General features: G+C 46.8%; 20 protein-coding genes, 1 other RNA gene and 1 pseudogene. 9 read left to right on the forward strand and 13 right to left on the reverse strand.

All coding sequences use genetic code 11. The features are described 5' to 3' along the window. The gene (locus AC3WTP_RS19345; RefSeq protein ID WP_492396274.1) at window positions 1-1,083 is read left to right on the forward strand and encodes an efflux RND transporter periplasmic adaptor subunit; all 1,083 of its coding nucleotides are present in this window, start codon (window positions 1-3) and stop codon (window positions 1,081-1,083) included. Window positions 1,084-1,149: 66 nt separating this feature from the next. Here AC3WTP_RS19345 and yjbM read toward each other — a convergent pair whose 3' ends face one another. After that, entirely contained in the window at window positions 1,150-1,965 is an 816-nt protein-coding gene (gene yjbM, locus AC3WTP_RS19350) for a GTP diphosphokinase (protein WP_492396275.1), read from the reverse strand. Window positions 1,966-2,028: 63 nt separating this feature from the next. Then, window positions 2,029-3,123 (reverse strand): quinone-dependent dihydroorotate dehydrogenase, encoded by a 1,095-nt coding sequence (locus AC3WTP_RS19355; protein WP_492396276.1) that lies wholly within the window; start codon window positions 3,121-3,123, stop codon window positions 2,029-2,031. 230 nt (window positions 3,124-3,353) lie between these two features. Here AC3WTP_RS19355 and AC3WTP_RS19360 point away from each other — a divergent pair, with 230 nt between their 5' ends. Further along, on the forward strand, window positions 3,354-3,491 hold the full coding sequence (locus tag AC3WTP_RS19360) for a hypothetical protein (RefSeq protein ID WP_492396277.1): 138 nt from the start codon (window positions 3,354-3,356) through the stop codon (window positions 3,489-3,491). Between the two features lie 76 nt (window positions 3,492-3,567). On the opposite strand, the gene AC3WTP_RS19365 is transcribed toward AC3WTP_RS19360, so the two are convergent. From AC3WTP_RS19365 to AC3WTP_RS19375, 3 genes are all read right to left on the reverse strand, one after another. Then, window positions 3,568-4,974 (reverse strand): L,D-transpeptidase family protein, encoded by a 1,407-nt coding sequence (locus AC3WTP_RS19365; RefSeq protein WP_492396278.1) that lies wholly within the window; start codon window positions 4,972-4,974, stop codon window positions 3,568-3,570. Between the two features lie 176 nt (window positions 4,975-5,150). Continuing rightward, entirely contained in the window at window positions 5,151-5,384 is a 234-nt protein-coding gene (locus AC3WTP_RS19370; RefSeq protein ID WP_492396279.1) for a ferredoxin, read from the reverse strand. A 116-nt stretch (window positions 5,385-5,500) separates the two neighbouring features. After that, window positions 5,501-6,808: a DNA polymerase IV gene (locus AC3WTP_RS19375; RefSeq protein ID WP_492396280.1), complete on the reverse strand. Its 1,308-nt coding sequence runs from the start codon at window positions 6,806-6,808 to the stop codon at window positions 5,501-5,503. A 298-nt stretch (window positions 6,809-7,106) separates the two neighbouring features. On the opposite strand from AC3WTP_RS19375, the gene cimA reads away from it, so the two are divergent. After that, complete coding sequence (gene cimA, locus AC3WTP_RS19380) at window positions 7,107-8,720, forward strand: citramalate synthase (RefSeq protein WP_492396281.1); 1,614 nt, start codon at window positions 7,107-7,109, stop codon at window positions 8,718-8,720. A 112-nt stretch (window positions 8,721-8,832) separates the two neighbouring features. Here the strand turns inward: cimA and AC3WTP_RS19385 are convergent, their stop codons facing one another. Both AC3WTP_RS19385 and AC3WTP_RS19390 read right to left on the reverse strand, forming a co-directional pair. Next, on the reverse strand, window positions 8,833-9,693 hold the full coding sequence (locus AC3WTP_RS19385; protein WP_492396282.1) for a phosphotransferase: 861 nt from the start codon (window positions 9,691-9,693) through the stop codon (window positions 8,833-8,835). A 435-nt stretch (window positions 9,694-10,128) separates the two neighbouring features. Continuing rightward, complete coding sequence (locus AC3WTP_RS19390; protein WP_492396283.1) at window positions 10,129-10,683, reverse strand: TlpA family protein disulfide reductase; 555 nt, start codon at window positions 10,681-10,683, stop codon at window positions 10,129-10,131. 147 nt (window positions 10,684-10,830) lie between these two features. Here AC3WTP_RS19390 and AC3WTP_RS19395 point away from each other — a divergent pair, with 147 nt between their 5' ends. The 4 genes from AC3WTP_RS19395 (at window position 10,831) to AC3WTP_RS19410 (ending at window position 14,046) form a co-directional block, all read left to right on the forward strand. Beyond that, complete coding sequence (locus AC3WTP_RS19395; RefSeq protein WP_492396284.1) at window positions 10,831-12,045, forward strand: MFS transporter; 1,215 nt, start codon at window positions 10,831-10,833, stop codon at window positions 12,043-12,045. Between the two features lie 42 nt (window positions 12,046-12,087). Next, entirely contained in the window at window positions 12,088-12,516 is a 429-nt protein-coding gene (locus AC3WTP_RS19400; RefSeq protein WP_492396285.1) for a M67 family metallopeptidase, read from the forward strand. A 372-nt stretch (window positions 12,517-12,888) separates the two neighbouring features. Further along, entirely contained in the window at window positions 12,889-13,326 is a 438-nt protein-coding gene (locus AC3WTP_RS19405) for a MerR family transcriptional regulator (RefSeq protein WP_492396286.1), read from the forward strand. Between the two features lie 39 nt (window positions 13,327-13,365). Then, on the forward strand, window positions 13,366-14,046 hold the full coding sequence (locus AC3WTP_RS19410) for a zinc metallopeptidase (RefSeq protein WP_458566595.1): 681 nt from the start codon (window positions 13,366-13,368) through the stop codon (window positions 14,044-14,046). Between the two features lie 57 nt (window positions 14,047-14,103). Here the strand turns inward: AC3WTP_RS19410 and gltC are convergent, their stop codons facing one another. Continuing rightward, the gene (gene gltC, locus AC3WTP_RS19415) at window positions 14,104-15,033 is read right to left on the reverse strand and encodes a glutamate biosynthesis transcriptional regulator GltC (protein ID WP_492396287.1); all 930 of its coding nucleotides are present in this window, start codon (window positions 15,031-15,033) and stop codon (window positions 14,104-14,106) included. A 75-nt stretch (window positions 15,034-15,108) separates the two neighbouring features. Further along, on the reverse strand, window positions 15,109-15,711 hold the full coding sequence (locus tag AC3WTP_RS19420; RefSeq protein ID WP_492396288.1) for a rhomboid family intramembrane serine protease: 603 nt from the start codon (window positions 15,709-15,711) through the stop codon (window positions 15,109-15,111). 144 nt (window positions 15,712-15,855) lie between these two features. Here AC3WTP_RS19420 and tpx point away from each other — a divergent pair, with 144 nt between their 5' ends. Then, entirely contained in the window at window positions 15,856-16,374 is a 519-nt protein-coding gene (gene tpx / locus AC3WTP_RS19425; protein ID WP_492396289.1) for a thiol peroxidase, read from the forward strand. 69 nt (window positions 16,375-16,443) lie between these two features. On the opposite strand, the gene AC3WTP_RS19430 is transcribed toward tpx, so the two are convergent. From AC3WTP_RS19430 to AC3WTP_RS19440, 3 genes are all read right to left on the reverse strand, one after another. Continuing rightward, on the reverse strand, window positions 16,444-16,836 hold the full coding sequence (locus tag AC3WTP_RS19430; RefSeq protein ID WP_492396290.1) for a DUF1499 domain-containing protein: 393 nt from the start codon (window positions 16,834-16,836) through the stop codon (window positions 16,444-16,446). A gap of 232 nt (window positions 16,837-17,068) precedes the next feature. Continuing rightward, window positions 17,069-17,252: non-coding RNA, 6S RNA (gene ssrS / locus AC3WTP_RS19435), on the reverse strand. Between the two features lie 102 nt (window positions 17,253-17,354). After that, window positions 17,355-18,137 carry a YesL family protein gene (locus AC3WTP_RS19440; RefSeq protein ID WP_492396291.1) on the reverse strand — a complete coding sequence of 261 codons (783 nt, stop codon included), beginning with the start codon at window positions 18,135-18,137 and terminating at the stop codon, window positions 17,355-17,357. A gap of 164 nt (window positions 18,138-18,301) precedes the next feature. Between AC3WTP_RS19440 and AC3WTP_RS19445 the strand changes: the two genes are divergently transcribed. Beyond that, window positions 18,302-18,454, forward strand: a complete 153-nt coding sequence (locus AC3WTP_RS19445; protein WP_492396292.1) for a YjcZ family sporulation protein — start codon at window positions 18,302-18,304, stop codon at window positions 18,452-18,454. Window positions 18,455-18,669: 215 nt separating this feature from the next. Here the strand turns inward: AC3WTP_RS19445 and ptsG are convergent. After that, a pseudogene (gene ptsG, locus AC3WTP_RS19450) lies at window positions 18,670-20,220 on the reverse strand (glucose-specific PTS transporter subunit IIBC); the annotation flags it as partial. Window positions 20,221-20,378: the final 158 nt, after the last annotated feature.

The following is a 20,378-nucleotide window of genomic DNA, read 5'->3' on the forward strand; positions in this document are numbered from 1 at the left end:
ATGAAGAAGAAGATCAAGTGGATGGCCGTCATCCTTATCATTGGCGCAATCAGCTATGGCCTATATCAATTCGGCAATCCATCCAAATCCGATATGGCAGCAAATACTGCGGAAGAGCAGATTACATTTCCAGTTACACAGGAAACTTTAATCAATACGATTGAGATAAAAGGAAAGTCCAGCTACGAGAAGGAAACAATCGTGTACGCACCTTTCACTGGAAAGGTGAAGCAATGGAGTGTGAAGGATGCGCAGCAGGTAAAGAAGGGTGAACTCCTGTTCAATCTGGACCCTTCAGACTTACAGAAAGAAATAGCCCAGAGCGAAGCTTCCTTGAAGAAGATGAAGCTGGAGGATCAATTGAGCGAATTCCAAGCTTCGATCGGGGAAGAAGGGGAAGTAAGCGCCACGACCGAAGCGGAGTCCAAGAAGCAATTTATCGATAAGGAAGCAGCTAAGCTCCAGCGCGAGCTTAATCAGGTAAATATATCGATTCAAGAGCAAGAGATCTCTGAGAAGCGCAGCAAGGCTGAAACGGCCACCTATTATGCTCCGGCTGATGGAATATTTCTATATGACGATGCGGCAAACTTGCCGCAATATGTACAGGAGAATGCTCGAATCGGCAAGATTGTGGACACGAAGAAGCTACAGCTTGTCAGTCTTGTCGGAGAACAGGATATATTCATGATCAAGCCGGGCATGCCTGTTGATGTCAAGATCAATGCGCTAAAGGACGTCCCACTTAAAGGCACCGTCGCAAAAGTATCCAAGTTCGCGAAGCCGGGAACCGACCAAGCTGCGAATCAAGCCGCGCAATTTGAAGTGATCATCAGCTTGGAGGCTAACGAGAATATGATTGCGGGTTTGAGTCTGACCGGGCTCGTAGAAACGTCGCGCATCGAAAATGCCATTGTCGTACCCACGATTGCAGTCATGAAGGACCAGGAAGGCTCATATGTAATGCTTAAGCTGCCTGACGGCTCAACGGAGCGCCGTTCGATTGAGACCGGAATGGAAACACCGGAAAAGACTGAAGTGTTGAAAGGCCTTCAGCCAGGAGACACGGTAGTATTGCAATAGGCACAAAAAAAAGGTACAGAAGCCCTAATCAACATATAGGGGTCTGTACCTTTTTTCTTGCTTCCTTTATTCCTCTGTCTTAGGCTCTGGCTCTGTCTTCGCCTTACCAATTAACTGCAGCAGATCTTCCTCTAAACGCTTCAAGCCGATCATATCGTTCTGCTCCCAGAGCGCAATGAATCGACTCTGGAATTGAATCGCTTCGGATATCTTATGATGATAATACAGTTCTTGAATGAAGGTTAAGCAGTTCTGAACAATCTTCGACTTATCTTCAAAGCTCCGCTGCGCGTCCAGTATCTCATGGCGGATGCTTGTCATCTCGTTATCAAGAATAAACGCTGCTTCCGCAGCTTTCTTCAAACGCTTTTTCACGTGCTCCGGCAAGCTGTCCTTGTATTTGTAATTCAAAGAATGTTCAATGGTAGCCCAGAAGTTCATGGCCAGCGTGCGGATTTGAATTTCCGCCAAGACCATCTTCTGCCCGACAGCTGTCTGGACCGGATATTCAACGATCATATGGAAGCTTCGGTAGCCGCTCTCCTTGAAATTCGTGATGTAGTCTTTCTCATACAGCACGTTCATATCTTTGCGCTCACGAATCAATTGGGCGACATAGCGAATATCCTCAACGAATTGACACATAATACGAATTCCAGCAATATCCTCAATGCCAGTGTCTATATGTTCGAGCGGCACATTCAGCCGCTTTGCTTTCTCCAGAATGCTGGATATCCGCTTCACTCGTCCAGTTACGAATTCGATTGGCGCATATTCTTCACGCTTCTTCAATTCGGTACGCATCGTTTTGAATTTGACCTTTAGCTCTTCGATGGCCTGCTCATAAGGCAACAAAAATTTTCCCCAGTCTATTCCGTCCATATGAATGCCTCCTGTCCGTTCCAACCGCTCATCGCCGTACCGGCTCACGGTACTGTGTACATATTATTTATGGTCTCTCCCTACCGCTTCCGAGATATGCTTGTATCCGTCTCTCTGCAACAGCCGTTTCAGGCCTGCAGCCAGTTCACGGTTCACTTCAGGTCCGCGATAGATCAAAGAGGTATATATTTCAACTAAACTTGCGCCTGCACAAATATGTCCGTAAGCATCTTCAGCACTAAAGACCCCGCCGGATCCGATGATCGGCAGCTGGCCATCCGTCATGCGATAGATCTGCTTGATCACGTCTCTAGATCGTTCCGTCAACGGTTTACCGCTTAAGCCGCCGTTCTCAAGACGATGCGGATGAGTGGCTCCCATACGCGATAACGTCGTGTTCGTCGCGATAATTCCCGATACGCCGCTTCCGTTAATCGTCGCTATCATATGCTCCAGCTCTTCTTCCGTCACATCAGGCGCAACCTTTACCAGTATGGCTTTGCTCTTGCCGTTTAAATCATTCTGAGCCTGCATTTCCTTAACGGCAGCTTGCAGCAGCGTGCGGAGCTCATCACCATGCTGCAAATTGCGCAAGTTCGGCGTATTAGGAGAGCTGATGTTAATGACAAATAGATCCGCTTCATGATACAGCTCACGAATACACTTCAAATAGTCCTCTTGGGCTTGCTCGTTAGGTGTAACCTTGTTCTTGCCGATATTGACAAACACAGGTATCGGACGCGCTTTCAGCTGTGATAATCTTTCACGCATTTTAACAGCGCCTTCATTATTAAATCCCATTCGATTGATTAGTGCATCATCCGGAGGCAAACGGAACAAACGCGGCTTATCATTGCCTGGCTGTCCTACCGGCGTTACGGTACCTACCTCCATAAATCCGAAGCCTATGGATGAGAAGCCTTCAACAGCTTCCGCATTCTTATCCAATCCAGCCGCTAAACCTATTGGACTATGGAAGTGCAGTCCGAATAGATCACTTGCGAGCATGGCATCCTCTTGTACACCGTACATGCCGCGCAGCATCGAGAGCGTACCAGGCAGTTTAGCGGCTGCAGCCATTCCGCCTATAACGAGATGATGAGCCCGCTCTGGATCCAGCTTAAAAAATAACGGTTTACCAATATTGCGATATAACAACGATTCCACTCCGTTCTTGATTGTCGATGTTATCTATTCTAACATAGAAATAGTTTTTAGGTTAGAGTAAGCTGCCAAGTCCCCCCTTAACATTTACCCTATGGAACAGTTTACTGTGTTCATGCTGAAAAGAAAAGAGTTTACCTCATGCTCTATGTACTAGTCATATCGCGCAAAAGCGTATACAATATTCTGTATAATACATAATCGGTGAAGAAAGGTGATTAGCTATGACAACTAAGCGTATGCCCCCTACTAGAACTACGAAACAGGATGAAGCTCCTAATAAGAAAGCTATGATCTGGGTCGGTTCCATCGTTCTGTTGCTCATCGTTGTCATTTCGGTGTTAATTATTGTTAATGGTTAAGCACTACCCGTACTTATATATAGTCATGAAGGGGGTGTCCCTAAGTCTTTTGACTTTTGGGACATCCCCTTTAAATTCACCCCAACCATTTATATACTTTATTCGGATTCTCTTGCCCAGATGTAAGAGGAACTTGATATCGATCTTCTTTCGTCGGCTTATGCTCCTTAACAGGAAGTTTGCCATTTGTAATTTGTACCTCGGTGCCGATAGGCACCAAATCAAACAATTCCTCAATGTCTTCCTTCGACATGCGCACACAGCCTAATGATTCGTTCTTGCCTACACTATCCGGCTCATTCGTGCCATGAATGGCATATAACGTATCGGAAAGCGTCATCCCCCGGCTGCCAAATGAACCATTCGCACTTCCATTCGGATTCACAACCTTCTCCGTGATGATAAAGCTTCCTTCCGGGGTACGCTCTCCGCCTAAGCCAACTGAATAATTGCGGATAATCTGATCGCCGCTGATGACCGCGAGCCGCATGGTCTGCTTGTCTACAACGATGCGCAGTGCCTCTTGAAAAGGCGAATCCAGCGCTTCAGGCGATCCGAACAGCTCTTTTTCAGCGAGCTTAGCATCGGTTGGAGAGCCCGCGGCCTTCCACGCCTCTACAGCATGCTCGTACAGCGGGGCTAATTCCGGATCAACGCCTGCAATCGTGTTGTTGGGGTATCCACCGGCCAACTTCCCCAACTTAGTCGGCGGGGCTGTGCCCATGCGAACTGCAGCAACGACGATAGATCGTGCCTGCAGCTGCCGCTGCTCCTGCATAGCCCAGTTCCCCGCTAAGGTGCTGACACTGCTCTGCTCCGCTTCACAATAGCAGTCCTTCGCACTGAGCGCTCTTACCTCAGCCTCGCTCGTCTTGTCCGACGGCTCAACGATATACCATGGTTTTGGTTGAAGAGTCCATAGCTTCCAAGAACCCTCCTCAGGCTGCGTTACTACATATGAAGGCTTGTCCGAAGCAGTAGTGCGCTTGACAGCGCTTAACAATGAGGCGGCAAGCTCTTTCTCCTTCTCACCGCTTAGATACATGCCTGCACCAAGCGTCGTTTCAGGCGTGGCTGCTGGAACACTCGGTTCGATGTTCGGTGCAGCTGGCGGCTCGCTCGGAGCTTGAGCCTGTTCACTTGGCAGTGAGGTCAACAGCCCAGCGAGCAGCAGCAGTAACAATGAGGCGCGCACGATCCGTCTTCTGCGTATCGCCTTCTGCTCACGCAGGCGCTTGGCTTCCTGTTTCATAATCAGCCTCTCGGCTGCCGCTTCTATAGGAAGCGGTACATTTTCAAAAGCCTTGTATATGTCTCCAGCTTGATTATAACAATAATGAGCTTTGCTCATCTCACCCGCGCGTTCATACTGCTTCCCCAACAGATACCATGCCATACGGTTGTCGGGATGCGCTTCTATATACTTTTTCATATAGGCTTGATCTTGCTCGGTAAACTGAGATTTACCCGCTTGCTTCGACATGAGTATCCCCCTATCCCGAAGGCAGCTAGCAGCCATACTGCACCCTTCATGTTATGTATCGGCATTTTCCTTTAAATGTTCAATACCGCGATCATGATCTCTTACCATTAACGCACAAAAACTCTGCCGGGGGCAGAGTTTTTAATAAATAACCGATGAGGTTAGAGTGCAATGATTTAGTTGAATGGTGTATCCGCAATCTTGATCGAATCAGTAGGACAGCCATCGCATGCATCTTGCATATCATCATGAAGATCTTCCGGAATTTCTGTCACACCTTTGTTATCATCGCCTTCATATATAACTTCAGCGATACCCTCGTCATCATAATCATAAATATCAGGTGCAGTCGCTCCACAAGCCCCGCAGGCGATGCATGTATCTTTTTCAACCCAAGTATATTTTGCCATTATATATTTCCCTCCTGAATGAGTACAACTTTATCTATGTCACACGATATCAATATAATACAAACAGTGATGGAATTCAAACCCTAACCATACTTTTCTAGAAAAAGAATGTCTTCTTAATCCTCTTGCTCAGCTTCCCACTCTCGCAAAAAATCAGTCTGCAGTGAAGTCCCTCGCCGTTGATGGTTGCGAAGCAATGAAGAAGAATCCTCACCGACCATCCCGAGCGTAATTAACGCATTCTCCCCGAATTTGTCTCGGATCTGATCCATGATCTCATTCAATTTCTCTTTCTTCGGCGCCTGCTCGTATGAAAATAAGTCCAACTGAACAGCTGCCTCATCCTTCTGTACCAGGTTCTGTCCTGTAATACCCAACAGCCTGATCGGCTTCCCAGCTTCCCAATGCTTAAGATAGAGCTTCCACGCCTCATCCATAAACACCCCGCTGTCATCGCTTGGCGCGTCTAACGTATGTGAGCGCGTAAAGGTCTTCATCTCCGGCGTTCGCAGCGTTAATTGTACGGTGTACGCCATCATTTGCTGCTTGCGCATCCGTCTCGTCACCTGATCCGCCAGATTCAGCAGCACGCGCCGAACATCCTCCGGTGTATCTACATCACGCGGCAGCGTGGTTGTATGACCTATCGATTTGCTCGGTTCCCGTTCCGGGTTCACGAGATCGTCATTCCATCCGTTCGCCGCCTGCCTCATCGCATCGCCATAGATGCCAAATGCGTTGCGGAGCCGTTCTTCGTCCGCATGGGCAAGCTCTCCGATTGTACGAATGCCCATCCGCTCCAGCTTGTCCGCCGTCTTCTGACCGACGCCGAACAGCTCATGGCATGGCCGTTTCCACAGCAGGGCAGGCACATCACGGATTCGCAAAACCGTGATTCCATTCGGCTTCTTCATATCCGAAGCCATCTTCGCAAGCAGCTTATTCGGAGCAATTCCAATCGAGCATGGCAGCGACAGCTCCTCGCGAATTCTGCGCTGCAGTTCTTCCGCTATTCCCATCGGCGTGCCAAACGACTTCGAGCCTGTGATATCCATATAACACTCGTCTATCGATACCGCCTCCACTAGTGGTGTATACGAATGAGCGATATCCAGAAAGGCGCGCGAATATTTGCGGTATAGATGAAAATCCGGTCGGATTAAGATAATTCCTGGACAGAGCCGCTCGGCTTGTCTTACCGTCATACCGGTTCGCACACCCCGCTTCCGGGCAGCGTAGGAGCAGGTGACGATAATCCCTTTGCGAAGTTCGATGCTGCCAGCAACCGCGGTAGGCTTCCCTTTATATTGTTCCGGATCCTCAGCGTCATGAACAGAACAATAGAAAGCATTCATATCGACGTGAAGTATTACCCTTCCCTTGGTTGGATAATAGCTGTTAACATCTCGCTGGTTCTTGTCCATGACCCACCCTCTCTTTCTTCGACTTGCGACAGCTCTCACCTTATTATTGTAGCGAAATGAAAGACATTTGTGTGTATTTGTCCTCAACATTACTAAAAGTTTTAACCTTTCTTCCGAATAGTCTATACATCCCGTTTGCGAGTGCTATAATATGAAAATAATTGCCATGTACGTTATCTGTACAGTTTCAGACCACGCATTCTCTTTAGTCATGTACCACGTCAAAACGTTTCATCAGCGTATAGAATCGATTACGCCACTATCATGGCAATCCGTTTCATCAGAGGAGGGTATTATGATGTCTACTTCAATAGCTATTTTCGACACCACGTTAAGAGATGGTACTCAAGGTGAAGGCATTAGCCTTTCTGCTGACGATAAGATTAAGATCGCCCGCAAGCTCGATACGCTTGGCGTTCATTATATTGAAGGCGGCATACCAGGGAGCAACGGCAAGGACATTGAGTTCTTTAAGCGAGTGAAGAATTATAATTGGAATGCGAAGCTAACCGCATTCGGCAGCACTCGACGGAAGCAATCCTTAGCCGAGCATGATACCAGCCTTAATCGGATCATCGAAGCCAATGTGCCTGCCGCTACTCTAGTCGGCAAGTCGTGGGACTTTCACGTTCACACCGCTCTGCAAACGACCCTGGAAGAGAACCTTTCGATGATCTATGATTCGATCGCCTACTTAAAGCAGGCAGGACTTGAGGTTATGCTGGACGCCGAACATTTCTTCGACGGCTATAAACATAATAGCGAATATGCGATGTCCGTCCTCGCTAAAGCCAAGGAAGCAGGCGCCGATTGGATCGTCATGTGCGATACAAACGGAGGCACGATGCCGCATGAGATTCGCTCCATCGTACAGGTTGTCGCCGAATCAGTTGATGTGAAGCTCGGCATTCATACGCACAATGACTGTGAGCTGGCTGTCGCCAACGCATTAGCCGCAATCGAAGTCGGAGCTCGCCAAGTACAGGGGACGATCAACGGCTATGGCGAACGCTGCGGCAATACGAATCTGTGCTCTATCATTCCTACGCTGCAGCTTAAGCTTGGTTACGACTGCTTGCCTGCGCAGAAGCTAAGCCAGCTTACTGGAGTCGCACGCTATGTCAGCGAGATTGCCAATGTCCATATGCCCGTGAATCAGCCTTATGTCGGCAACGCGGCTTTCGCCCATAAAGGCGGCATTCACGTGTCCGCTATTCTCAAGGACTCGCGCACCTACGAGCATATTCAACCTGAGCTCGTTGGCAACAAACAGCGCGTGCTTGTCTCTGAGCTAGCGGGTCAGAGCAACGTGCTGTCTAAGGCGCAGCAGCTTGGCTATGAGCTTGATCCGAGCAATCCGCAAACGCGCAGTATCATCGATCGGATCAAGGAGCTCGAGCATCAGGGCTATCAATTTGAAGGCGCCGATGCTTCACTTGAACTGCTGCTTCGCCAAGCAACAGGTGTCGAGCAGGAGCCATTCTCCTTCGCTTCCTTCAAGATCATGGCTGAGAAATCACATGAACGTGCTGTTGGTTCTGAAGCCATTGTCAAGCTTACGATCGACGATGAACAGCTTCACACCGCCGCAGAAGGAAACGGTCCGGTCAACGCGCTCGATAACGCATTGCGCAAAGCGCTGGAGCGGCATTATCCGTCCATTCATGACATGCACCTTACCGACTACAAGGTGCGCGTATTGGACGAAAATGATACGACAGCCGCTAAAGTTCGCGTCTTAATTGAATCAACGGACTTCAACACTACATGGAGCACCGTTGGCGTATCGTCCAATGTTATTGATGCCAGCTGGGAAGCGCTCCTCGACAGCTTCCGTTATGCGCTTATCGGCAAGGAGAAGCTTACTCCTCTTACCGAGCGCAAAGAGAACTTTGGCATTGCGAATCACTGATTCGTCTATGCTTAACATTTACACAATATGAAGAGTACCTGCTCCATTACTCGGTGCAAGCGGTCGCCTAACCCTTGCTCGAGTGCAGCAGGTACTCTTTTGCGTTGCTTCGTTATTTCAGGTGCGATTTCCAATAATCCCAAGCTTGTAAATAGTCATTTAGATCATGCGGATGAACGCGCGCACAGATCCCTATACGGCAGTACAATTGAAAAATAACCTCGTCGATCAGTCTTGCTCTGTCAACCGACTTGTGCGTGAGCAGATCATAAGCGCTAAATAACGTATCCAGATTCAGCTCGTCAGGCGAGGAACAATAAGCATAGATGAAGTCATATATCAACGGACCTGCCAATGGAGATGGATCAATGACACCTACTAATTCCGATTCTTGATACACAAAGTTGTGGACGCCCGTATCGCCATGCAGCAAATATTTGCGATCCATATGAGAGATGTTATCTACCAGAGCTTTAACTTTATCATAATCCTCGATCGACAAAATATCTCCTACATTACTCTTCGCACCTTCCAGACTCCGTTCATTGAATTCACGCCAAGAATCGCGCGGTATCGTTAATCTTCCTATTTTATCTATGTGGTCAGCGGTCTCATAATGATTCAGAAGCTCTGTAACTAAGTGAGACATCCATCTTCCTTTGGAGCCGCGATTATAATGTGTTGTACCTTCTATATAGGAATACACGATAAAAGTCTCAGCGGGATCTGTATAGATAAGCTTAGGCAAAAGAGTACTTTTGATCGTAGCTTGATGAAATCGTTCAACAAAACCGATGCTCTCGGTATCATCCATCTTCAATACATACTTAGGTTCTTCGTTTACAGCTAATGTGTACACAAGCCCATCCGTTGTTCCACTCAATTTGGCCATCATTTCAGCCTTGTCGTCAATCACTCCGCTTTCATGCAGCCTTCTTATGATTTCGTTAACATTGTGTTTATGTAATGTCACTGAACTTTACCTCCTATGAAATTCCATATGCACATTATAGGACAACGAACCACATGAATACGAAGCATCATTTACTTATACTCAAATATTCCATATCCAGCTAATCATGTCATTCCCAGCGAACAAACAAACGTGCCTTTGTAGAAATGGACTCAGGAGCCGCTATTTGTGAGCATTACCGTGTATTATGGGACTTTGCGGACTCAGAAGACCTTATTTGCTGCAAAATGATCCATTACCAGTAGATTTCACTCAAATAGCGGAACCACAGTCCGATCGGTTTACGATTATGAAGCTTTCGACAGAAATAACGGCCTGTGTGTCCATTTCGCATCAACTCAACTCGCATTGCCACCCGAACATACCGAACACGACCTCCAATAAACAAATAAACAAAGGGATGTCTCCCTTAACCGGAGACACCCCCTTCCTTCATCAGCTCTCGTTAATGAGCGCTTCGATTGCCTTCTCTATATCCTTCATAGGGCGCAAGCCGATATACACTTCACGAATCACACCATTCTTATCGATCAGAAAGTTAGTCGGAAATGCAATACCATTATAAGACTGAAACACGTTGCCCTTCATATCCATCGGGACAGGGTTGATCATATCGAACTCATCGATGAATCCACTAGCTTTCTCAGCGGAATCGCCGCTTGAGGTCACGTTGACCGAGTACATATCGAGATCGTCCTTGTATTTGGCATACAATTGGACTAGATCAGGAGCCTCCGCCTGACACGGTCCGCACCATGAAGCCCAGAAGTTGAGAAATAGCGGCTTATCGCGCTTGCCGCCGACTTTATAAGTCTCCCCATCCAAACCAACCAACTCAAAGGATGGCGCCATATAACCGACACGAGGCGCTTCTTCTTGTGACACCTGAACTGGACTAGCAGCAGCTCCTCCTGCAGTCCCAGAGTTGTCCCATATACCAATTGCAACACACACTATCGCTAATAAAAGTACCCATGTACTCTTCTTCATCGCCTATATCTATCCCTTCATTTACCACTGATAGATTACATTATACCCTTATTTTCTCAAAAACACGACAAGCATGATCAATGATCGAGGAGGACAATATAAGTACGAACATGTATACGCGGTAACTCAATCACAGGAGGAAAAGACATGTCTTCAACTTCAAGCACCAAGCGCTCTCCATGGTTGGAATATGCTGCACTTGCGTCTGTTCCATTAGTTCTTGTTCTTGGAAATTCCCTGCTAGTCCCCGTGCTGCCGGATGTAAAGCGCCACCTTAATCTCACAACTCTTCAAACCAGTCTAATTATTACTTTATTCTCAGTTACAGCTGGAATCATTATCCCGTTTGCTGGATACTTATCCGATCGCTTTGGCCGCAAGAAGGTCATGATCCCAGCCTTGATCATATATGGCGCAGCAGGTATACTTGCTGGATTCGCAGCGGTATGGGAATCGTACAGTATCCTGATTACAGCGCGGGCTCTGCAAGGATTAGGCGCAGCAGGGACTGCACCCATTGCGATGGCGCTTGTAGGCGATATGTACGACGGTGCGGAGGAAAGCCGCGCATTAGGTCTTATCGAGGCATCTAATGGTACTGGCAAAGTCATTAGTCCGATACTTGGATCCGCGCTTGCACTATGGAGTTGGGTGGTGCCGTTTTTTGCGTTTCCATTCTTCTGTCTGGCTTCGTTAGTTATGGTGATCTGGTTGATTAAGGAACCTAAACAAACTGAAGAACCACCTAAGATTCGAGAGTATATAGCGAACATCGGCAGCATATTTAAAGAGCATGGCAAGTGGCTTATCCCCGCCTTCATCGCTGGATCCTTTGCATTATTCATATTGTTCGGCATATTGTTCTACTTATCCGATGTACTTGAAGAGATGCCGTACAACATTAAAGGCATCAAGAAGGGGCTCATACTCGCCATTCCCTTGCTATGCATGGTTATAACTGCCTATACAACCGGAAGTTTAATTAAAAAGAATGGCAAGCTCATTCGCCTGCTGTCCAATCTTGGACTTGCGCTTATGGTTGTCTCGCTCGTAATCAGCATATTCTGCTACAATTATATGGCGGTGTTCATTGGGCTGATCACGGTAAGCTCGATCGGCACCGGTCTGCTGCTGCCAGGCTTGAATACGATGATAACTGGCGCGGTTGAGAAGACGGAACGAGGGATGATCACTTCATTATACAGTTCCATGCGCTTTTTAGGCGTGGCATTAGGGCCGCCGCTCTTTGGTTGGATGATGGGAATATCCCCGCGAATCATCTTCATTACGGTATCTTCTCTTTCCTTTATTGCCCTGGTACTCGTTTTTATGTTTGTGAAGCCAGAAAACGAAGTTGCCTAAAGATGTCCTAATATGCTCCAATAGATACAGAGGTGGAGGTTCATGTCAGAAATAGTCGATGAGATTGTCCATATGGAATCCATACGAATCACAAAAGAAGCGCAAGAGGCGCTTCTTCATCATGCTAGGAGCCTATATCCGCACGAATGCTGCGGAGTGCTGTTGCGTTCGAATAACGAAGCACAGGAAGCTTTCACTACATTTTTCCCAATGAAAAATAAAGCCAAGAACACATTACACAACTTCGAGCTTGAGCCGACCGAGCTATTACATATCATATTTCACTATCCGAAGGATAAATGGGACATGCTGTTTGTTCATTCTCATCCGAATAAAGCACCTAGACTGTCGGATGCCGACATAGTTGGGATGTCACTGTCCTCATCGCTGTTCTACGGGCTGCTTGTTATTTCATTTCAGAATGGACTATACGATCCCGTATACGCTTACTATAACTCCGTGAACGGCTGAAACCATTTAGCTAACAGCAGAGTACCGAGCATATGACAGTCCCAAGTTCATTTCTTCGTAATATCGCTACCTCGTACAGACAAACCATCGCGATCACCGCTCCTGTAACGCCGAATGTTCTCAGTAAGCTATGTCATAATTCATGACACAAATTACATTATTTATGTCACATTACGCACAAAGAGTCTTATTCAGATCATCTATAATCACTTCATGTCATCATTTTCATAAATAAAGTGCAGAATGGCAAAAACCTATGTCATGTTTAATCACAACACTTCGAAGTGGAACGTTTGACTGTATGGTTTACGATGAAGTATGATATATGTCATAGACTATGCATAATAAGACTTGAGCGAGGTGAACAGTGGTGTGGATAAGCAATATTTTCGAATAGGTGAACTAGCACGTGAATCATGTGTCAGTCAACGGACTATTGACTATTATACATCAATCGGTTTAATCGAGCCTGCCAAGCGTACAGATACCAACTATAGGTTATATCATTACGAAACGTTAGACAGATTAAAACGTATTACACAATTAAAGCAGGAAAAGTACTCTCTCGATGAGATACGAGCCTACTTCGAGCAATTGAAGCATGTTGCCTCTGAATCCGATATCGCTAATCGGCTAACCAACTTGCAGGTACACCTGCAGCAGGTAGAACGTGACGCCAGAGAACTGAAGCCTATACTGGAGCGGATGAAGCCGAAGCAGTTACAATCGCTCATGCAGCGGATCGGCCCGCAAAGCGCGGCTTGCATCGAGGTACTAATCGATCTGCTTGATAAGCAGCAGATGTTTTAATCTCACACAACTATGAACTAAATTCAGGGAGGCTGTTATATGAATACCAGTTTTATGTACCTATTAATTCTTCTAGCATTCGGCTTGTCGATCTGGGCGCAATTCCGCGTCAAAGGGACGTTCAAGGAATTCTCAACGACACATATCGTAAGCGGAATGACAGGATATGAAGCAGCACGCCGCATGCTTGATGCCAACGGCCTTCACGACGTGCCTGTCGAGCCGGTACAAGGCGCACTGACCGACCACTACGATCCGATTCATCGTGTTGTTCGTCTGTCCGAGCCTGTATATTATGAGAACTCGATCTCTGCGGTTTCCGTTGCATGCCACGAAGTAGGTCATGCGATTCAGCACAAACTGTCTTACCCGATGCTCGTCCTGCGCCACCGTATGTTTCCTGTCGTTAACTTCGCATCGGGACTTGCGCCGTTTCTCTTACTCGCAGGGTTTCTGTTCAATGCAATGAACCTTGTCGGCGTTGGTATCATCTTCTTCTCGGCAGCAGTAGCATTCCAGCTGGTTACACTCCCAGTTGAATTCAATGCCAGCAGCCGAGCTCGCAACTTAATGATCTCCGAAGGCTTCATCACGAACGATGAAGAACGCGGGGTTGCGAAGGTATTGAACGCCGCTGCTTTAACTTATGTTGCAGCAGCCTTGATCTCCGTACTCGAGCTCATTCGATACATTATGATCTTCCTCAATAACCGCGACTAATTCAATTACAACAACAAAGCCCTGATCATCCACCTTGTGGATGTGTCAGGGCTTTTATCATTTGTTCTTTATGCCGTATTTCTGTTCAATGTTCTGAATATGTTCCTTAAAGTAATCTAATAGAAAACGATAGAATGCCTGAGTAACAAGCGGCAGCTTCTCATCCGCTCTGCGAATTAAACCTACAGTTCTGGTAACCTCAGGCTCCGAAATACGCACACACACCGGCTGAAGCTCAGAGGTGTGCTGAAGCGCCATATCAGGCAGCAGACTGACCCCCATTCCAGCAGCAACTAAACCGCGAATCGTATCCGTCTCCTGCCCTTCAAATCCAATTCGCGGCGTGAAGCCCGCCTTAATACATGCGTCCCACACGATCGGCCGCAGAGAGTAGCCTTGACTGAATAGTACAAATGTATCATCCTTCAGCTGTGACAGCTTAATTTCACTTTCTCCAGCCAATGGGTGATTAGGAGGCAATATGGCCGATAACTGCTCAGTCAGAATAATATCGCCCGTAACTTCATCAAGATCTTCTGGGACCGGCGAGATAAACGCCAGATCAACCTCAGCGCGAGTAATATCACGAATTAAGGAGGGATACATTCCCTGCTTAAAACGGAACTTCACATTAGGATGATGCTTGCGAAATGCCGCAACTACAGATGGTATGAGATGGACGCCTAAGCTGTGAGGAAAGGCAATTCTGATCTCCCCCAGCTCCGGATCCATAAATTCCTGAACTTCTTGCACTGCTCGATCCAGCTCTTTCAGAATGACTTCTGATCGTTTCAAGAACAGCTGTCCAACCGGTGTTAATTGCAGGTTTCTCCCTTTCTGCAAGAACAGCTTTACCCCCAGCTCCTCTTCGAGTTGATGAATCTGCCTGCTAACCGCTGATTGGGCAACATGCAGTTCTTCTGCCGCTTGAGTGACATGTTCCTTTTGTGCAACCTTCACAAAATAAACTAACTGCCTTAACTCCACAATCGATCAACGCTCCGTTTCTCATATTCTCGATCCATGTATGCCATAAGCATTTGATAAATGGTGGTCATTCCATTAACGTCGATGCACGAAACGCATTAATCCCATGATGATAAACCCAGCAGCTAATCCACCGAGATGCGCGCTCCAGCTCACATTCGTCATGATGAACGACTGGATCACACCGATTGCCAGTATCACGTATATCGTTTTACGCGAAGCTTCATCCAAGGCTCTCCGTTGAAATATCCCAATAAACAGATAAGCGCCGTACACGCCGAATATTGCGCCGGAAGCCCCAGCGGAAATCGTCCCCCAGTCAGACAGCCATAATGCCGCTGCGTTGCCTAAAACACCGCTCAACAGATAGAGAACAGCATATCTAAAGTGTCCTAACGCGCGTTCCAACGGCGGAGCAAATACGAACAATGCAAACATATTGAACAGCAGATGTTCAAACCCGATATGCAGGAACATCGCAGTAAATAATCGCCAGGACTGATTTGCAAAATAATCAAATTTACCGACCGCGCCAAATTCCATCAAAGTGCGCATATTCGTTGACCCGCCGTTCAAGCTTAACACGATAAACATCGCGATATTGATGATCAACAAGGCAGTCGTAATTGGATACTGCTTAATGTAGGTACGCCAATTCTCATACCGAATAAATATCATATCGTTTCCTCGCTTTCTTGCAATTAATCGTTCTATATCGGACACCTTAATGATAGCGATGCGACATTGGACATCAGCAAGCGCCTCGCGATATAATAAAAAAGAATTACCATAAATTTGATCTATAATTAGGAGGCTTTAATCATGACAACCGAACGCACTGGCGTTGCTACATTGAAAGGCAATCCCATCACTCTCGTAGGACCAGAACTGAAAGTCGGCGACCAAGCTCCTGATTTTCAATTGAACAAGTCCCTTATGGACATCGTAAGCCTGAACGATTTTGCAGGCAAGATCAAGTTGATCAGCGTAGTACCGTCAATTGACACTGGTGTTTGCGACATGCAAACTCGCCGATTTAACGAAGAGGCCGGTAAACTTGGAGAAAGTCTCGTTGTACTGACTGTCAGCGCAGACCTTCCATTCGCGCAAGCTCGCTGGTGCGGAGCTGCCGGCGCAGACCACGTCGTTATGCTCTCTGATTACAAAGACAATAACTTCGGTAAGGCATATGGCGTTCTGATTAAAGAAATACAACTCGACATGCGTTCCATCTTCGTTCTTGATGCGAACAACACGATCCGTTACGTTGAGTACGTAAGCGAGATGTCAGAGCATCCGAATTATGAAAGCGCGATTGAAGCGGTGAAAGCTCTCGTGTAATACCCCATGAGACAAAAAGCGAGAGAAGAGTATAATCTCTCCTCTCGCTCCTTACTTCTTATATGGACCTTAGCTTGAAGTTTTGAATGCTGAGAGTTTCTTATCCAGGATCGAGAATATTTCCAGAATCACACGATAGTTCGCCCCCAGATCCCCTAAACCTCCGCGCGATGCAGAATATACATCCACTGCAGATCTGACAGGTCCTACCGATACGATCGACACCGTAATATCCATCGTACGACCAAAAAAAGTGCGTTTCTCCAGTGTAATTTCACCGACATTTTGCACTTCGTGCAGTATCTTGTAGCCCTTAATCTTCTTCAAGGTCGAAGTTACTTCATCCCAAGCCTTATCCTTGGATAATTGATAGTAATGCGTTTTCAATTTCGGATCTTTTGCACGGTCACTGCTCGTCTCAAAGCTTCGAACAATACCTGCAAGCGTACGTTTGAGTGACAAAAGCTTGCTCCTCCTTTACTCAACTGCCGTTGCTCACTTCATTCAGTTTATCATTGAATAGCCTTGGAAGGAAGAGCAAATGCGCACCATTATGAAAACGAACCAAGAATTTTGCGAACTATTTTCAATAATTTTCCTTTATATTGATAATATTCCGTCTTTCCGTTTCATGTATGCATATAAAAAGCACCCTCAACATGAACCTAGTTCACATTAAAGATGCTCTTTCAAGTACTGCCCCGCCAATGCCGTTCGACTTTTATGTTCCTGAACCCGCTCTCGCAGGTGGGTGTCCGCAAAGACAACTTTGACTACTCGCTCGCAACGAGCTTGCCAGCATTGCCTCAATATTGAACTCCCGGGAAACAAACATTGGTTCAAAACAACGAAAGCCGTCACGCACATCGCAGGATTTATCCTTATTATAAGCTCACTTTCGACAAAAGTAAACCCAGGGTGCTTGTCGAAATAATAATATCATAATCCGAGCTCGTCCTATCTAAAGAGGATCAATCAGCTTATTTTACTTCCCCATCACTCTCAAGATTCAATTCATCCGCTTCTTCAGCCGCTTTCTCTTCCGCTTCAGCCGCCTTATACTTCTCATGCTTATCCTGCATCTTCTGATAAGTCGCATAGAAGTTAAAGAATGCATAGTAAGCGATTACTGCACCTGCGAAAAAGATAAGAACAACCGGGTATTTAACCCCGATAAAGAGTACGCCTACGCTGACAATAGTAGTCAAGACGACACGCAGTGGACTAAACAAGGTAATCAACACACTGTTCTTCAGAAGCTGAAACGATTTCATATGGTAATGAGCTACCATCGAGAAGAAGTTAAACATCGATATGAACAGCATAATGAGCAATCCAAGCATAACCCAGCCAACGATCTGGAGCGATTGGAACTGAGTCATGTAAACGGTGTAGTCAATATACATGATAACAATCAGCAAAGTGTAGAATATGCCGCCGATCATGGCTTGCTTGTAATTTTCTTTGTACGATTTGAAAAATGTTCTTAGCAGTTTAACATCCGTATCTCCCATTACCCATTTACGCGCTACCGAGAACATGGCGGCTGTAGCTGGAAATAAGGTGAACGGGGCAGATATCCCCATCGCCCAGCTCATTTGCAACGACTCGTTAGGATAGTTGTTTGCTATCATCGCAAGTTTCGTGAACAAAAAGAAGAAGAACGGCACCGAACACAGCAACCACAGCAAATTGATCACTGTGAAACGCATAATCCATTCTGAAACGCGATAAAAACCACCCATAATTCCTCTAAATTCCAATCCAAACTCCCCTTCCTACATCCTGTCTTTATTACTATAATACAAACGCAAACCGTAAACCAGTGCCTATTTTAACACATCTAGGTATTGGTCTATGCCAAGCTAACGTCTATTCCATATATTGTATCGTGTTACAGAGTATTAAAAGCTAAGGAGGTTGTAACATGAACCAAATCGGTTGCGGTGGCGGTTGTGTTAGCCCGGGTTTTGGAGGAGGCTTTGGAGGAGGCTTCGGCTTCGGTGGATGTAATTCACTCGGTGCAATTCTCGTCTTGTTCATCCTGCTCGTAATTATTAGCCGGGCGTTCATTTTCTAATCACCCTGTCTACAATCGAGTTGGAGGGGACAACTGCCCCCTCCTCTCACACCACCTAGCATGCGAATTCATTCTATACGGTTACAATAGATTAACGTAGTTTCAGGTAAGTCGTCCGACTACCTCGACAAGTCGTATACATGACGTCCATGCTGGACTTAAAAGAAAACAGGACAGATCTTTGGATCTGTCCTGTCCTGTGTTTAATGATTAATAGCAGCTTCATTCATATCCGCCTGCTGTGCTTTGCCGTTCATAATATCGAAGATTTGCGATTTGATCGTATCAGAACGCGTCCCGAAGATCGCCTGAATATTGTTGCCGACTTCAAGCACGCCAGCAGCCCCCAGATTCTTGAGTTGGTCCTTGCTTACATTGCCTTTGTCCTTCACTTCAACGCGCAAACGAGTAATGCAGGCATCGAGGTGAACGATGTTTTCTCGACCGCCGAGCGCGGATAAAATATTGCGCGGCAGTTCATCCTGCTGAGCGGCTCCTCCTCCCGCACCCTCTGTCTCGGTTTCCGAATCTTCCCGTCCCGGAGTTTTGAGGTTGAATTTGCGGATTACGAATCGGAATCCAAAGTAGTAGATAACCGCGAGAATCAAACCGACGATGATAACGTACCACCATTCGGTCCGGTTTGGAATTACCCCGAAGATCAAGAAGTCGATCAAGCCTCCGGAGAAGGTCATCCCGATCTTAACACCAAGCAGTTGCATCGTCATGAACGACAATCCAGCGAAAATGCAATGCACCGCAAACAAAGCTGGAGCGACGAACAGGAACGCGAACTCGAGAGGCTCTGTAATTCCTGTCAAAAACGATGTCAGTGCGGCCGAGCCCATAATCCCAGCCACGTACTTTTTGTGCTGTGGTTTGGCTTCGTGATAGATCGCAAGTGCCGCAGCTGGAAGCCCGAACATCATGAACGGGTATTTACCAGTCATAAAGGTACCTGCTGTAAACTCCACCCCATCGCGAAGCTGGGCCATAAAGATTTGCTGGTCCCCGCGAACCAACTCTCCAGCTTTATTAACGTACTCGCCAAATTCGAACCAGAACGGGGAGTAGAAAATATGATGCAAGCCAAACGGAATAAGCGCTCGTTCCACTGTCCCGAATATAAATGCGGCCAAGGTAAGGTTTTGCTCCAGCATGAAGTGGGAAGCCGCGTTCAAGCCGTGTTGAACCTGCGGCCAGACGACTACCATCAGCAAACCAAGCAGCAGCGAAGTGGCCGCCGTCATGATCGGAACGAACCGTTTGCCTGCAAAAAATCCGAGATAGGACGGAAGCTCAATCTTAAAGAAGCGGTTGTACATAGCGGCAGCCAATATACCGACGATAATCCCGCCGAATACGCCAGTAGCGAGCGTTGGAATACCCAATACGTTGGCATAAGCAGGATTGGTGCCGATCATATCCGGCGTTATGCCGATGACCGAGCCCATCGTCACGTTCATGACGAGGTATCCAATGATCGCAGCTAGACCGGCAACACCCTCGCCTCCGGCCAAACCAACAGCAACGCCGACAGCGAATAGCAAAGCCAGGTTCGTGAACACGATCTGCCCTGCGTTCATCATAACGGTAGCCACAGAATGGACGACACTGTTATCCAATGCCGGGACTAAATCTAAGAAATCAGGACTGACCAGCATGTTGCCGATCCCGAGCAGCAGTCCCGCGGCGGGAAGCAGCGCGACTGGCATCATCAGCGCCTTACCGACTCTTTGCAAAACACCAAATAATTTCTTGAACATTAATATCCTCCTATTAATAAATAACTGTTTTCTTTACCTTCTCATTGGTACCGTTCACATCTGATCGAGGTCGGGTTAGAATTCTGATCGCCAGAAAAATCGCATCCCGACTTAAAGATCCAAACAAAAAAAAGCCAAGAGAAGAAGTCTATGTTAAA

This window comes from Paenibacillus sp. EB106-04-04-XG159, from assembly GCF_058791835.1.